Here is a 14,964-nt window from a genome sequence, read left to right as displayed (position 1 = left end):
TCCCGGTTACAAACCGTTTTCGGACGGTTCGGTGCGACCGCGCTGACGAAGCGCTCGCTGGCAAACGAATAATAATGTCAAATTATAAATGAGTGGTAAGAAATTTATATTGGTCTCCTGTCTATGCTAACCGGCAGCACATGACAGAGAGGGACGGATCCATAGACCTGGCGTACGGATTAGAAGACAAACCGCCGGCGTTGAAGGCGTTCTTCCTCGGCGTTCAGCACGTCGCGGCGATGATCGTGCCGGCGACCGCGGTGGCCCTCATCGTCGGCGGCGGTGTCGGGCTGAGTTCCGGGGACACGTCGTTCCTGGTGCAGATGGTACTGGTGTTCTCGGGGCTGGCCACGCTGGTACAGGTGTTCCCGATCGGTCCGGTCGGCGCGCGATTGCCGGTCGTGATGGGGACGAGCTTCGCCTTCGTCGGCGCGTCGATAGCCGTCGGCACCCAGTACGGCCTCGACGCAGTGTTCGGGTCGATCGTCATCGCGGCGCTAGTCGAAGTGCTCATCGGCTGGCAGTTCGATCGGGTCAAGCGGTTCTTCCCGCCGCTCGTCACCGGCCTCATCGTGATGATCATCGGGCTGTACCTGATCCCGGTGGGGATGGACTACGCCGCCGGCGGGGTAGGCGCCTCCGACTACGGCGCGTACCACAACATCGGGCTGGCGGTGCTCGTGCTGGGGGTCACCGTCGGGCTGAACCTCTTCAGCGACGGCGCGGCGCGGATACTGAGCATCCTCATCGGCATCGGCGTGGGCTACGTCGCCGCGATCGCGTTAGGCGTCGTGGACTTCTCGCCGGTCGCGGAGGCGGGCTGGTTCGCGCTCCCCGTCCCCGGCAAGTTCGGGTTCTCGTTCGAACCGATCCCGATCCTGACGTTCACGGCGATCCACATCACGGCGGCGATCGAGTCGATCGGCGACATCTCGGGGATCACAGCGGCGGAGGGCCGGAACCCGACGGACGAGGAGATATCGGGCGGCCTCTTCACCGACGGGCTGGGCAGCGCGATCGGCGCGCTGTTCGGCGCGTTCCCGCTGACGACGTTCTCCCAGAACGTCGGCCTCATCAACTTCACCGGCGTGATGAGCCGCTACGTCGTCGGCATCAGCGGCGCCGTCCTCCTGGTGCTCGGGTTCATCCCGAAGGTCAGCGCCGTCGTGACGACGATCCCGAGCGCGGTGCTCGGGGGCGCGGTGCTGGTCATGTTCGGCATGATCATGTCCAGCGGCCTCCGCCTCATCTTCCTCAACGAGCGGATGAACCGCCGGAACATGGTGATCATCGCGACGTCGATCGGGCTCGGTCTCGGCGTGGAGGTGCGTCCCGACGCGCTCAGTGCGCTGCCGGACCGCGCGACCATCTTCTTCGGCAACGCGATCATCATGACCGCCATCGCGGCGATCGTGCTCAACACGCTGGTGCCGCGGGAGTCGGAGACCGACATCGACTCGGCCGAGGTCTCGGGCGACGTCGACGACGACCTGGGACCGGACGCGGTCACGACGAGCGAGGACTGACCCGTTCGTCCGAAGGACCGTCCCGGGTCGCCGGTTGTGGCACGGTATTTCACACCAAACTATTTCATCGGCGAACTGCACTCTCCACTATGCAGTTCGACAACTCGGCAGTCGGCGATCGCAGCCGCCGGCGTCTCGGCGACGCCGGGCCGGCCACGACCGCGCCTCGCGGGAGGTGGGGATAGTGCCGGACCGCGTCGACACGCTCGTCCGCGGGACGCTGGTGAACGTGAACACCGGGAATCTGGAGAACCGAGCCGTGGCGATCGACGACGGCACCGTGGTCGCGCTGGAAGAGCGGCCCGCGGAACGCGAACTCGAAGCGAACTACGTCGCTCCCGGCCTCATCGACGCGCACATGCACGTCGAGTCGAGCATGGTGACGCTCCCTCGGTACGGGGAGGCCGTCGTTCCGCGGGGCGTGACGAGCGTCGTGCACGACCCGCACGAGATCGCGAACGTGGTCGGGGCGTCCGGCGTCCGCGCCGTGATCAGCGACGCCGAGCACACGCCGCTGAAGGCGCGGTTCACCGTCCCCTCTAGCGTCCCGGCGTCCGACCTGCAGGACTGCGGCGCGACGCTCCCCGCCGAGACCGTGACGGAACTGCTCGACGAACCCAACGTCGTCGCCCTCGGCGAGGTGATGGACGTCCCGGGGCTGCTCGACGGCGACGACGAGGTCCACGCGAAGATCCGGGCCGCGCGGGAGCGCGGCCTGACCGTCGACGGGCACATGCCCCGGGTCACCGGCTCGCGGCTGCAGGAGGCCGCGCGGTACCTCGACAACGACCACGAGAGCATCTCGCTGCCCGAGGCGCGCGAGAAGGCCGACGTCGGCCTCCGCGTGTACCTCCGCGAGGGCTCCTCCAGCAAGAACCTCGCCGACCTGCTGCCGCTCGTCGACGAGGTGGACACGCGTCGCCTCTCGCTCTGTACCGACGACCGCGAGGTAACGGACCTGGTGGACGACGGCGGGGTCGACTTCGCGGTGCGGAAGGCGATCCGTGAGGGCGCCGACCCCGTCGCCGCCGTCCAGATGGCGACGATAAACACCGCGGAGAGCTACGACCTCCCGTTCGGCCGCATCCAGCCCGGCGCGCCGGCGGACCTCGTGCTCCTCGACGACCTCGAAACGTGGGACGTCGACCGCGTGCTGGTCGACGGCGAGGTCGACCCCACGGACGACGCCTCGTCGCCGCCGTCGACCAACGTCGCGACCGAGACGGTCGACTTCGACCCGGTCTCGGAGTCGGATCTGGCCATCGCGGTACCCGACGGCAACGAGAGCGCCGAGCGGGTCCGCGTCATCGACGCCGTCGGCGGGCTCCAGACCGACGAGATGGTCGCCGAGGTCCCCGTGCAGGAGGGGACGCTGATCGCGGACCCCGACGCGGACGTGCTCTCGCTCGCGGTGATCGAGCGCCACGGCGGGGGCGGCGGGATCGGTCGCGGCTTCGTCCACGGCCTCGGGCTTGAGCGGGGCGCGGTCGGGTCGACGATCGCTCACGACGCCCACAACTGCGTCGTCGCCGGCGCCGACCACGCGTCCATGGCGACGGTCGCGAACCGGCTGCGGGAGCTGAACGGCGGCGTCGCCGCGTACGACCCGCTCGAGGACGAGCTGTCCGCCATCGCGCTGCCCGTCGCCGGCCTGATGACCGACGAGCCGATAGAGGCGGCGTACGAGCAGTTCGAGGCCGTCGAGGAGCGGGCCGCGACGCTCGGCGTGCGAGACAGCGGCCTCATGGAGCTCTCGTTCCTGGCGCTCGAGGTGATCCCGAAGGTGCGGCTCACGAACAACGGGCTCGTCGACGTCGAGGCGGGCTGCTACGTCGACGTGACGCTGTAGGTCCGCGCCGACGGGGCGACCGCATCGAGTCGCCCCTTCTTCTCGCCGACCGGCCACGTCGCCGCGGCCTCGCAAACGCCGTGGCAAACCGGTTGCGGACGATGTGTCGCGGCGGCACCCGCGAGCTATCGACACAGGCCGTTCGGGAACGGATGGGGGGCGTGGCCGATTGTGTAACCGAAACAAGTTTCGTAATTGGGGTAGAGTAATCCCCGTGAGTTACTTTTTTCTCCCTCGCTTCGAAAGATGTGGGCATGGCCACGGGAAGCGCGTTCCGGCGCCCGCACCAGAACCGCCTGCGGGCGATCGTGAAGACTCTCTGTTACCGGCTGCTCATGCTCCTGATCACCGTCGCCGTCGCGTGGGTCGTCGTCGGCGACGCCGGCGACGCGCTGAACATCGGACTCGCTGCGAACCTCGTGAAGACCGGGACGTACTACGGCTACGAGCGGCTCTGGGACCGTATCTCCTGGGGCGTCGTGGTCGCCGAATAGGCCCTCTCTCTGGGCGTCAGTCGCCGATCGCGCGGGACAGGATCACTTCGTCGACGTAGCTCCCGTCGAGGCGGTAGTGGTCCTCGCGCGTCGCCTCCACCTGCCAGCCGCGGTCGGTGAGGAAGTCGATCCCCGACTGGTTCGAGCGCGGGACGTTCTGGTAGAGCTTCTCGTAGTCACGTGACGCGGCCCACTCCGTGGCGTACTCGAGCAGGTGGGTCCCGACACCCGCGCCGCGGCGGTCCCCGACGACGCCGACCGCGAGCCGGCCCGTGTGGCGGGGGCGCGACTTCGCGGACGCCTCGACGTGTGCCCACCCGCAGAGCGCGTCGTCGGCGGTGGCGACGTAGACGGCGCGGGTGCGCTCCGCGTCGCGCCGGTGGAGCGCGCCGCGGGCCGACAGCGCCGCCGCGTACTCCGCCGCGTCGACGTGTGTCCCCTCTCCTGCGACCGACTCCACGACCTCGACTAGCTCCGCGCGGTCGGCCTCGTTCGCCGGCCGGAGCCGAAGCGGCCCGTCGAGCCCGGCGGGATCGACCGTCTTCGGGGACGCGAGATACTCAAGGTCGACGGCGACGCTGACGCGGTCGCCGTCCTCGGCGAGGACGCCCTGGCGCTTCAGCATCGTCAGGTGCTGGCGGAGCGCGCGCCTGTCGCCGGGGAACAGCGCCCGCCGGACGCGGTCGGTCCGTACCGGCCCGCGCTCTGCTACGTACTCGTACACGCGCCGCTGCGCGTCGTTCGGCAGCGGGTTGTCGCCCGCCGCGGTCGCCTGTACCGCCCTCGCCTCGCCGTTCGAACTTCCGGTGGTCTCTCCTGATGCCATGGTTGGATACGCCTCCGCTCGCGCCTTCGACAGTGGGGACGCGACTGTGCTACTTAGTACCATCCGAGCCAAAAACAGGCGATCTCGGTCCGAACGTCTGTCGATCCGGTTGTCTGCTGCCACACGATCGACACGGGCCGCGGCGGCGGTCGCGCGTCGCTCTCTGTCTGGGACGGTGTGAGGCGGGAAGGGAGGAACTGTGGGTCGACGCTCTGGCAGATCTGTGGCAAGCCTCGTCGGGGTTCGCCCGGTGTCAGGGAGATCGCAGGCCGGCGGCCTCAGAGGTGCGGTGTCGCCCCGTCCGCACCGCTATCCGAGGCTCCGGTGCCTCGTCACTCCGTGTACGCGGTCAGATCGGCCTCGTAGTCGACGTCTCTCGTGACGCCCGGGTCGTCGGTCTCGACGAGCGCAGCGTCCGGGGACTCCTCGATGAGCCGCCGACCGCCCCGGTCGCCGGTGACGGCCGCGAGGTCGTCGAAGTGGGGCTGTCCGAACAGGACGGGGTTCCCTCGCTTCCCCTCGTACGCGGGGGCGACGATCGTTCCGTCGCCCGCCTCGTACGCGTCCCGCACCGCGTCGACGGTGGACGGGCTGACGAACGGCATGTCCCCGAGCATGAAGACGACGGCGTCCCAGCCCTCCTGCTCGGCGAGTTCGACGCCGATCCGCACCGAGGTGCTCTGGCCCTCGTCGTAGTTCTCGTTCCGGAGAACCGACGCGTCGACCCCGGCGAGCGCGTCGGTGACCGCCGACGCCTCGTGCCCGACGACGACCGCGACGTCGTCGACGGTCGACTCGCGCAGCGTCCGGGTCGCGCGCTCGACGATGGGGACGCCGTCGACCTCCGCGAGGAGCTTGTTCCCGCCCTCGAAGCGGCTGCTCCTCCCCGCCGCGAGCACCACGCCGCCCACCCGGCGCGGCCCGTCGTTCCGGTCTCCCTCCGCGGCGTCGGAGCGAACGTTTTGAGCGTTGGGCATACCGTCGCTTCGAGGCGAACCGTACTGGTTCTTTTCCTACTCCACGATGTGCCAGTCGTCCTGGTGTTCCGCCAGTACCTCCTTCGAGTAGTCGTCGAGGGGGTGGTCGCGGTCGGGGACGTCGATTTCGTGGTCGGGTTCGAAGAGCTTCGTCGTGAAGTACCGGTGGCCGGTGTCGCAGATGATCGTGACGATCTCGTCGACGTCCTCTCGCTCCTCCGCGAGGCGGCGGCAGCCCTCCACGTTCGCGCCGCTCGATATCCCGCAGAAGATCCCCTCGGACTCGGCCAGCGAGCGGGCCCTGTCGATGGCCGCCTGGCTCTCGAGCGACACCACGCCGTCCATGAGGGTCGGGTCCAGGTTCTCCGGGACGAACCCGTCGCCGATGCCCTCGATCTCGTGCGTGCCCCACTGCTTGCAGGAGAGCAGCGGCGCCTCGGCGGGTTCGAGCGCGTATATCGCGGTGTCGGGGTCCTCGTCGACGAGCGCGCGGCCGACGCCGGTGACTGTCCCACCGGTCCCCTGCCCGGCGACGAACGCGTCCGGCGCTCCCCCGAGCTGGTCGAGGATCTCCGGGCCGGTCGTCTTCTCGTGAGCCGCCGGGTTGTCCGCGTTGCTGAACTGGTTGGGGAACCAGTAGCGGCCGGGGTTCTCCTCGCGGAGCTCGTCGACGCGGTCCATGGCGAGGTCGACGTCGCTCTCGCCGCCCGGCGTCTCGACGAGCGTCCCGCCGTACGCTCGGATGCACTTCTTGCGCTCCTCGCTCATCCCCTCCGGCATGACGATCGTCACGTCGTAGCCGAGCCTCGTCCCGACGAACGTGCAGGCGATCCCGGCGTTGCCCGTCGAGCACTCCAGGATCTCCGTGTCGCCGTCGAGGTCGCCCCGTTCCTCCGCGGCGGTGATCATCTCGCGGTAGATGCGGTCCTTGACGCTCCCCGACGGGTTGACGAACTCCAGTTTCGCGTAGATCGTCGCGTCGACGCCCGCGCTCGCGTTCTCCAGTTCGACCAGCGGCGTGTCGCCGATGCAGTCGAAGATGTGGGTCCCCTCGCCGTCCGCACTCGGATCTCTCACGGTCATTCGGTGAGGATCTCACCGGCGAAACAAAAGTATTCCGTGGTGACGGCAGGAACTGTCGGCGGACAGGGGGACTTCGTCGGTCAGGCCCGTCGACGGGGCGGGCGGCCGTCCACGGCGAGGCAGACGTCCGCCTCGAACGACGTCACGAGCCCCCGCGAGAACCGGGCAGTACCCTCGAACGCGCGTTCCAGGATCGCCCGCGCGGTCTCCCGCGCGTCGGGCGTGTCGGCCTTGTTCACGACCGGCGTGACGGTCGCCGAGTCGGGCGCGTGCTTCAGTCCGCCGTCCCGACTGGCGAGCACCGCTCCGACGACCTCCGGGGTGATCGTGTCGCCGACGGAGCACCCGGCGATCGACGCGACGCGCTCGGGGCGATGGACCGCCTCCGCCGTGAGCGGTTCCCCGACGGCCGCGACGGAGGCGACCGGGACGACGCGGGTCGTCCCCTCCGGCACGACCGGTTCGCCGGAGCCGGGCGCTTTGAACTCCCGCATGCGCGCGCCGTCGGCCTTCACGAGGAGCCAGTCGAACGTCCCCCTGTCGAACGCCGACTTCAGCGTCGAGGGGTCGAAGCCCCGCACCTTGCGGTCGACCCGCTCCGGGTCGCGCACCCACTCCCTCGCGAACGCGACCGGGGGCTCGCGCTCGGCGAGCGCGTACGGATGCGCGTTCAGGTCCGTCACCGTCAGCGGGAGGTCGGGCGGGGGCGGCATCTGCGTGGTCGTCGTGTAGCCCACGTCGCGGCCGCGCTCGTCGCCCTCCGACGCGAGCCGCCGCATCGCCGTCTTCTTCCCGCCGGCCCCGACGAACGCGACGAGCTCCCGGTCGCCGAGCTCCAGCGCGTCGGACAGTCGCATACTTCCTCTCCCGCGCCGGGGGACAAATACCTTTGTGGCGCACGCTGCGGGGCCCGAGCCGATACCGTTTTGCGAACGGTCCGCGTATTGGTCGCACATGACGCGCGTGGATGTCCGCGGCGAGATCTGCCCCCGCCCGGCGCTGATCGTCCGTCAGCAGCTGTCCGAACTGGAGGCGGGCGACGAACTCCAAGTGCGTGGCGACTACCCGCCCGCGGAGCGCAACCTCCGCCGCATGTGTCGCAAGCGCGGGTTCGTCGTCACCGACGCCGAGGAGAGCGGCGACGGCGACGCCTTCGAGCTGCACATCGAGGTGACCGAGGACGCCGAGATACCGGAGGGGTGATCGATGGCCGACACCCCCGACGACGGGCCCGTCCGCCTCACCGAGTACGCCGACCTGCACGGCTGTTCCTGCAAGGTCGGCCAGGGCGAACTCGACTCGCTGCTCGGGGAAGCGGGCCTGACCGAGGACCGAGACGAGCTCCTGTTCGGCGTCGGCGAGGACGCCGCGGCGCGGCGGCTGACCGACGACCTGGCGCTGGTCTCGACGGTCGACTTCTTCACCCCGATCGTCGACGACCCGTACGACTTCGGCCGCGTCGCCGCGTGCAACGCCGCCAGCGACGCCTTCGCGACCGGGGCGACGGAGAACCTCGACTGTCTCGTCGTCCTCGGGCTCCCGCGGGCGGTGACCGAGGCGGCGCCCGCGATCTTGGCCGGCATCACCGACGCCATCGACCGGATGGGCGGCGTGGTCGCCGGCGGTCACACGATCACGAACCCGTGGCCCTTCGCCGGCGGGGCCGTCTCGGCGACGGCCGCGCCCGAGGACCTGCTCACCTCGCGCGGGGCGACGCCCGGCGACCGCCTGTACCTCACGAAACCGCTGGGGACGCAGTCGGCGATGGGCGCGCTCCGCGTCTCCGACGACGAGTTCGGTGACCTCGTGCGGGAGACCGCGGGCCGGCCCGTCGAGCGGATCGGCAACGAGGCGCTGGCCTGGATGACGACCCCGAATCGCGACGCCGCCGCGGCCGCGCGGGGCCTCGCGACCGCGGCGACGGACGTCACCGGGTTCGGCCTCGCCGGGCAGGCCCGGGTCCTCGCGGAGAACTCCGGCGTCGGGGTCGAGGTGACGCGGCTACCGGTCGTGGCGGGGAGCCCGGAGCTCTCCCGGCTGTTCGGCTACGGGCTGGAGGACGGCGAGAGCGCGGAGACGAGCGGCGGCCTGCTGCTGTCGGTCCCTGACGAGCGCGCCGCCGACCTCGAAGCGCGCCTCGACGACGCCGGCGTCTTCTACTGGCGGGTCGGCCGCGTCACGGAGGGATCCGGTGTCGCGCTCTCGGACCCGACGATAGAGCGGATCAGTCGCTGAGCTTCAGCACGGCCTCCAGCGCGCCGCCGCCGAGACAGAGCGCCTTGTCCGATATCTTCGCGGGGTCGACGTCCTCGCCGCGCGGGTCGACGTCGCCGAGTTTCGTCCCCTCTTCGACGTCGAGCCCGGCGTGGACGAGCCCGCGCACGAGGCCGTCTATCTCGCTTTTCACGGCGCGTTCACCGACGTGACCGACGGTGTCGCCCGCGGACACGAGGTCGCCGATCTCGACGACCGGCTCCCACGGCCCCTCGCCGGGGGCGCGCAGCACGCGCTCGTGCGTGTAGCCGCGGCGCTCGCCCGGTTCTCCGTCGTACGGGTTCGCCCGCCCCTCGTAGATGGCCCGCCCGAGCTCGTGCCCGCGGTCGGTCTCGACCACCGCGTCGACGTCCTCGCCGGCCTCGAACCCGGGTCCGAGGCCGATAACCACGTCCGCGTCGTCGCGGCGCGTTCCGGTGTCTGTGCGTCCCTTCGCCATGATCGCGTCGACGAGCACGGCCGCGTCGAGCTCCGACGCGATCGCGGCGTCCGGGTCCGCGAGCACCGGCACTGCGTCGTCTTCGAGGACCCCGATCGCCTCGTCCACGTCCGCGGCCCGCCGGGCGTCGACGCCCTCGATCGAGACCTCGTCCTCGTACATCGCGGCGCCGAACGCCACCGCCCGCCGGACGACGGTCGGCCGCGGGACCTCCGTCACCACGACCGGGAACCCCGCCTGATGCAGCCGGTAGACGACGCCGCTCCCGAGGTCGCCGCCGCCCCGGACCACGACGAGGTCGTCGAGGTCCAGCCGCGTCGCACGCCGCCCGGAGGCGCCGTAGCGGTCCGCGTTCACCTCCGAGAGGATCGCGAGCGCGACGTCCGCCGGGCCGCTCCCGCCGAGGTCGAGGCCGACCGGCGCCCTGACGCGGGCGAGGTCGCGGCGGTCGTACCCCTCCTCGGCGAGCGACTCGACGACGTGGTCCGTCTTCGTCTCGCTGGCGACGAGGCCCACGTAGCCCGCGCCGCCGTCGAGCGCGGCGGCGACGGCGCGCCGGTCGAACGTCCCGCTCCGGGTCGCGACGGCCACGGAGGTCTCGGCGGTCATCGGCAGTTCCGACAGTGTCTCCCCGTAGTCCCCGTGGATCACGTCCGTCGCGTCCGGGAAGTTCTCGGGGTCGGCGTACTCCTCGCGGTCGTCGACGACCGTCACGTCGTAGCCCAGCCGCTGTGCGAGCGGGGCCAGTTCGACGCTGATGTGGCCGGCGCCGGCGACGTAGAGCCGTGCCCTCCCGCGTATCCGCTCGACGAAGACGTCCATCGACCCGCCACAGACCATGCCGGTGTTGCCACCGGGTTCGAGCTCGTAGGTCCTGACGCCGGGGACGGCCTCGTCCGCGAGCACCGCTCGCGCGTCCTCAACGGCGAGGTGCTCGACGGTTCCGCCGCCGATCGTCCCGTACTCGTCGTCCGCGGTGACGAGCATCCGGTCGCCGACGTCCCGGGGCGCGCTCCCGTCCTTCTCGACGATCGTCAGCATGGCGGCCGGCTCGCCGCGCTCCTTCAGCTCCGTCACTCGGTCGAACACGCTCATGCGAAGTTCTTCACCTCGTTCTCGACTATCAGTTCCACCACGGCGTCGTATGACACCGACTCGATCTCCGTCGGGAGGTCGACGCCCCGGACGGCGACGTCCTTCTCGACGGCGTAGAGGTCCGCGTCGATCTCGGGCGTCAGGTAGACGCCGTCCTGTAGCAGGACGACGACGGCTTCCGGGTCGCCGGCGGCTGTTCGGAGTCCGATATCGGCCATTGGTTCGTCTATCAGGTACAGCATTGTCAGAAGTCCAGTGTGCGGTCGGCGGTTCGGATCATGGTCGCTATCTCGTCGCCGGAGCGGACCGACACGTCGTCGGCTATCTCCGCGGGGTCGACGCCGCGCTCCGACATCGCGGCGGCGTCGACGACCATCTCCCCGCCCTGCTCCAGCAGGTCGGCGACGTGCCCGTGCATATTGAGGGCGTCCCGGTCGACGGCCGCTCGCGCTGCGTAGGCGGCGTCGCGCGTGAACGCAACGGTGACGTCGTGCTGGTCGAACCCGGCGGCGACGCCGCGGGCCGCCCGGAGGCCCTCCGGGACGTGAACGCGGCCGTACGGTGCCTTGGTCAGCAACACGACGACGTCTCGCTTCATAGCGAGACCACCCGGTCCGCTTCCCCGACGATGTCCGCCAGATCTGGGAGGAGCCCGACCTCGACGCCCTCGGGGTAGTCGTCGGGCGCGTCGATGCCGCGCGCGTCGACGCAGAGGCCACAGCAGATCACGTCGGCGCCGTCGTCGACGAGCTCCTGGAACTTCTCCGTCGGCATCTCGGTGTACAGGCCGCTGTCGGAGCAGTCCGGGAACGACTGCCCCTCGACCGGGACGAGAGCGCCGTCGAGGTAGTGGAAGTACGAGACCTCGTGACCCTCGTCCAGCGCCGCCCTTCCCAGCTCGTACGCCGTTCGCCACCGCTCGCTGTCGAACGGGCCGCCGGTGAGGAGAAACCCCAGGTGTGCCATATGTTGGCTCTATTCGTTTCGCCGGTAATAAGCGTTCGTTCGATTGTGCGGCTCCCCGCCCGCAGGCCTCATCTCGCGTCGAGCGCGTCCTTCACCTTCTCGGCGGTGATGGGGAGGCTGGTCACGCGGACCCCGACGGCGTCGCGGATCGCGTTGCTGAGCGCGGGCGGGACGCCGTTCGTGGGCAGCTCGGCGATCGACTTCGCGCCGAAGGGACCGGTCGGTTCGTGGGTCTCGACGACGATCGTCTCCATCGGCGGGTGGTCGGTCGTGCGCGGCATCCCGTACCCCCGGAACCCGAGTACCTCGGGGTTGCCCTCGTCGTCGAACTCCAGGCCGCCGCTCGTGGCGAACTCCAGACTCATGTGCTCGCCGCCTTCGATCTGGCCCTCCACCAGGGCGGGGTTGATGGCGACGCCGCAGTCGGCGGCGAACACCATCTCGTTTATCTCGTACTCGCCGGTATCCTCGTCCACGGTGACGTCGACGAACTGCGCGCCGTAGGGCGGCGGGCTCTCGTCGGTCGAGTGGTTCCCCTTGCCCAGGATGTGCTCGCGCTCGTCGTGACCGTATGTCGCCTCGTAGCCGATCTCCTCCAGCGTCACGCTCTCGCCGGTCGCCTCGCTGTACACCTCCCCGTCGCCGGTGGCGAGGGTCGACGCCGGCTCGTCGAGCAGCTTCGCGGCCCAGTGCAGCAGCCGGTCCCGGGCGTCCTCTGCGGCGTTCTTGACGGCCCGGCCGCTGATGTAGGTGGTCGAGGAGGCGTACGCGCCGTAGTCGAACGGCGTCAGGTCGGTGTCGGCGGCGGTGACGACGACGTCCTCCGGCTCGCAGCCGAGCACCTCCGCGGCGACCTGGCTGAACATCGTGTCCGCGCCGGTGCCGGTGTCGACGCCGCCGACCTGGAGGTGGAAGGATCCGTCTTCGTTCATCTTGATCTGGGCCGCGCCGAGTTCCCGCCCGGCGACGCCGCTGCCCTGCGCGATGAGCGCCATGCCGACGCCGCGGTGCAGGTGGTCCGCCTCGGGCTGCTCGATCTCGTCGTAGCCGACGGCCTCCCGGCCGCGCTCGATGCACTCGCGGAGGCCGCAGGAGCGGATCTCGCGGGCGAACCTGTCGCCGTCCTTCAGGATGGCGACGCTCCGGTCCACGTCGCCCTCGCGGACCGCGTTGCGCTCGCGGAAGGCGATCGGGTCGAGGTCGAGCCGGCGCGCGACCTCGTCCATGTGGGCCTCGACCGCGAAGTGGCCCTGGGGTGCGCCGTACCCCCGCATCGCCGCCCCCATCGGGAGGTTCGTGTGGACGACGTCCCCCTCGAACCGGACGTTCGGTACCCGCGGGTACAACGGGAGCGGCTTCGTCCCGACGTTGTTCGCGACGGTCATGCCGTGGGTCCCGTACGCGCCGGAGTTCGACAGCGTGTAGAGGTCCATCGCCTCGATGTCGCCGTCCTCGGACACCGCCGTCTTCATCCGCATGTCCATGGGGTGGCGGAACCGCAGCGCGTAGAACTCCTCGCGCCGGGTCATCTCCAGCTTGACGGGTCGGTCCGCCGCCAGGTGGAGCGCGAAGGCGATCGGTTCGATCGCCATCTCCTGTTTCGCGCCGAACCCGGCCCCGATGCGCGGCTTCTTCACCCGCACGTCGCGGATCGGCACGTCGAACAGGTGCGCTATCTGGCGGCGCGTGTGGAAGGGGACCTGCGTGGCCGTGATGAACGAGTACCGGTCGTCCTCGTCCGTGTGGGCGATCGTGGTGTGGGGCTCGGGGACGCAGTGGGACTGGTACGGCGTGTCCCACTCCGTCTCGATCACCCGCTCGTCGTCCGCGCGCTCGAACGCGCGCTCGACGTCGCCGATCTCCCCCTCGAAGTGCGATTCGAGATTGCGCTCGTAGTCGGCGCCGGTCTGCTTGTTCTCGACCTCGTCGGGGTCGAACAGCTGCGGCGCGTCGGGGTCAGTCGCCCGCTCGGGGTCGAGGACGGGCTCCAGCTCCTCGTACTCCACGTCGACCTTCCGGGCCGCGCGGTCCGCCGTCTCCCCGTCCACCGCGGCGACCGCCGCGACGGGGTCGCCGACGAACCGGACGTGCTCCCGGAGGACGCGCAGGTCCCACGGGCTGGGCTCGGGGTAGGACTGGCCCGAACTCGAGTATGCCTTGTCCGGCACCACGTCGTCCCACGGCGTGATCACGGCGTACACGCCGTCCATCGCCTCGGCCTCGCTCGCGTCGATATCGGTCACGTAGCCGTGGGCGACGTCGCTGCGGATCACCGTCCCCGCGGCGAGGTCGGGGAAGCGCTCGCGGTAGTCGGCCGTGTAGCGCGCCTCGCCGGTGACGATCTTCCGGGCGTCGTCCTTCTCGACGTCCTCGGTCAGGTGGTCCCGATCCTCGCGGGGTGTCCGCTCGTCCTCCGGCACTTCGCTCTCGCCCTCGCCGTCCCCCGGAAACGCGTCCGTCTCCGCGGCCTCCTCCTCCGCCCGTTCGCCGACGGGTCCGTCGTTACGTTCCTGTGTCTCCTCCGCGTCGCTCATTCCGCATCACCGTCCACGTGTGGGCATTGCGGGGCCGCGCAGTCGACCGGGTCCCGCCCGCCGTCGGCCGCGACCGGTGCGTCGCCGTCCATCCGGTCCGCCGCGTCGAGCACGGCCTCGACGATCTTCTTGTACCCGGTGCACCGACAGAGGTTGTCCGAGAGCGCCTCCCGCACCTCCGTCTCCGTCGGGTCCGGGTTCTCCTCCAGCAGCGCCTTCGAGCGCATGATCATCCCCGGGATGCAGAAGCCGCACTGGAGCGCCGAGTTGTCGACGAACGCCTCCTGAATGGGGTGGAGGTCGCTCTGGTCGCCCAGCCCCTCGATCGTCTCTACCGACGCCCCGTCGACCTTCGCGACCGGCGTAACGCAGGACATCGCCGGGTCGCCGTCTATCTGCACCGTACAGAAGCCGCACGCCCCCGTGTCGCACCCCCGCTTCGGGCCCGTGTAGCCGTTCCGACGCAACACGTCCAGCAGGACGTCCGACTTCGCCGCGTCGAACGTCCGTCGTTCTCCGTTGAGATCTATTTCGATTTGCATGACGCTCACCTTGATAGGCAGTCTCTCTGTAGCGTCTATCTCCGCCGTCGCCTTAATAGTTATCGAGGTTTTTTACTGAAACTATATGGAATAAAATACGAAGGGTGAGAGCTCCCCCGGAGAAAATGGCTATTTCAACCGCTCAGAGCGCCGAAACTACACGCCTTTCCATCTCCCAGCTCAGTCCGGACACGGAAATAAATAGTATCTGATAACTGTGGTGTCCCGCCGTCCGAACCGCGATCCCGACGAGCAAACAGACGTTGGCAAACGGTTGGTCCGATCGCCACGAGCGCGCCAAACGTCACACGCGGACACGACGCGCCACTGCAGTGTCGAGAACGACGGGAGAAGTGCCG

The 14,964-nt window shown here is 69.8% G+C and carries 15 protein-coding genes; 5 read left to right on the top strand and 10 right to left on the bottom strand.

Annotated features, from left to right (window positions below):
- Nucleotides 1–140: 140 nt before the first annotated feature.
- From D8670_RS17045 to D8670_RS17035, 3 genes are all read left to right on the top strand, one after another.
- Entirely contained in the window at nucleotides 141–1,526 is a 1,386-nt protein-coding gene (locus tag D8670_RS17045) for a uracil-xanthine permease family protein (protein WP_121819333.1), read from the top strand.
- A 184-nt stretch (nucleotides 1,527–1,710) separates the two neighbouring features.
- Complete coding sequence (gene ade / locus D8670_RS17040) at nucleotides 1,711–3,375, top strand: adenine deaminase (RefSeq protein WP_121819332.1); 1,665 nt, start codon at nucleotides 1,711–1,713, stop codon at nucleotides 3,373–3,375.
- 254 nt (nucleotides 3,376–3,629) lie between these two features.
- On the top strand, nucleotides 3,630–3,869 hold the full coding sequence (locus D8670_RS17035; protein WP_121819331.1) for a DUF2061 domain-containing protein: 240 nt from the start codon (nucleotides 3,630–3,632) through the stop codon (nucleotides 3,867–3,869).
- Nucleotides 3,870–3,885: 16 nt separating this feature from the next.
- On the opposite strand, the gene D8670_RS17030 is transcribed toward D8670_RS17035, so the two are convergent.
- From D8670_RS17030 to yqeC, 4 genes are all read right to left on the bottom strand, one after another.
- Nucleotides 3,886–4,695, bottom strand: coding sequence for a GNAT family N-acetyltransferase (locus D8670_RS17030; RefSeq protein WP_162994340.1), 810 nt, complete (start codon nucleotides 4,693–4,695; stop codon nucleotides 3,886–3,888).
- A 332-nt stretch (nucleotides 4,696–5,027) separates the two neighbouring features.
- A complete protein-coding gene (locus tag D8670_RS17025) occupies nucleotides 5,028–5,672 on the bottom strand; it encodes a nucleotidyltransferase family protein (RefSeq protein WP_121819329.1) in 645 nt (214 codons plus the stop codon).
- Between the two features lie 36 nt (nucleotides 5,673–5,708).
- Nucleotides 5,709–6,755, bottom strand: a complete 1,047-nt coding sequence (locus tag D8670_RS17020; protein WP_121819328.1) for a PLP-dependent cysteine synthase family protein — start codon at nucleotides 6,753–6,755, stop codon at nucleotides 5,709–5,711.
- Nucleotides 6,756–6,835: 80 nt separating this feature from the next.
- Complete coding sequence (yqeC, locus tag D8670_RS17015) at nucleotides 6,836–7,612, bottom strand: selenium cofactor biosynthesis protein YqeC (protein ID WP_121819327.1); 777 nt, start codon at nucleotides 7,610–7,612, stop codon at nucleotides 6,836–6,838.
- Between the two features lie 97 nt (nucleotides 7,613–7,709).
- Here yqeC and D8670_RS17010 point away from each other — a divergent pair, with 97 nt between their 5' ends.
- On the top strand, nucleotides 7,710–7,958 hold the full coding sequence (locus D8670_RS17010; protein ID WP_121819326.1) for a sulfurtransferase TusA family protein: 249 nt from the start codon (nucleotides 7,710–7,712) through the stop codon (nucleotides 7,956–7,958).
- Nucleotides 7,959–7,961: 3 nt separating this feature from the next.
- A complete protein-coding gene (gene selD / locus D8670_RS17005; protein WP_121819325.1) occupies nucleotides 7,962–8,990 on the top strand; it encodes a selenide, water dikinase SelD in 1,029 nt (342 codons plus the stop codon).
- On the opposite strand, the gene yqeB is transcribed toward selD, so the two are convergent.
- From yqeB to D8670_RS16975, 6 genes are all read right to left on the bottom strand, one after another.
- A complete protein-coding gene (gene yqeB, locus D8670_RS17000; protein WP_121819324.1) occupies nucleotides 8,980–10,563 on the bottom strand; it encodes a selenium-dependent molybdenum cofactor biosynthesis protein YqeB in 1,584 nt (527 codons plus the stop codon). The genes selD and yqeB overlap by 11 nt on opposite strands.
- Nucleotides 10,560–10,805, bottom strand: coding sequence for a DsrH/TusB family sulfur metabolism protein (locus D8670_RS16995; protein WP_121819323.1), 246 nt, complete (start codon nucleotides 10,803–10,805; stop codon nucleotides 10,560–10,562). Before D8670_RS16995 ends, yqeB begins: the two co-directional genes overlap by 4 nt.
- Nucleotides 10,806–10,807: 2 nt before the next feature.
- The gene (locus D8670_RS16990) at nucleotides 10,808–11,161 is read right to left on the bottom strand and encodes a DsrE family protein (RefSeq protein ID WP_121819322.1); all 354 of its coding nucleotides are present in this window, start codon (nucleotides 11,159–11,161) and stop codon (nucleotides 10,808–10,810) included.
- On the bottom strand, nucleotides 11,158–11,529 hold the full coding sequence (locus D8670_RS16985; protein WP_121819321.1) for a DsrE/DsrF/TusD sulfur relay family protein: 372 nt from the start codon (nucleotides 11,527–11,529) through the stop codon (nucleotides 11,158–11,160). The genes D8670_RS16990 and D8670_RS16985 overlap by 4 nt, the downstream gene beginning before the upstream one ends.
- 68 nt (nucleotides 11,530–11,597) lie before the next feature.
- A complete protein-coding gene (locus D8670_RS16980; protein WP_121819320.1) occupies nucleotides 11,598–14,063 on the bottom strand; it encodes a xanthine dehydrogenase family protein molybdopterin-binding subunit in 2,466 nt (821 codons plus the stop codon).
- A complete protein-coding gene (locus tag D8670_RS16975; RefSeq protein ID WP_121819319.1) occupies nucleotides 14,060–14,605 on the bottom strand; it encodes a (2Fe-2S)-binding protein in 546 nt (181 codons plus the stop codon). The genes D8670_RS16980 and D8670_RS16975 overlap by 4 nt, the downstream gene beginning before the upstream one ends.
- Between the last annotated feature and the right edge of the window lie 359 nt (nucleotides 14,606–14,964).

This window comes from Halostella limicola, assembly GCF_003675875.1.
GTDB lineage: Archaea > Halobacteriota > Halobacteria > Halobacteriales > Natronoarchaeaceae > Halostella > Halostella limicola.
The sequence above is the reverse complement of the archived record's forward strand: the minus strand, read 5'-3'. Positions and strand labels throughout refer to the sequence as shown.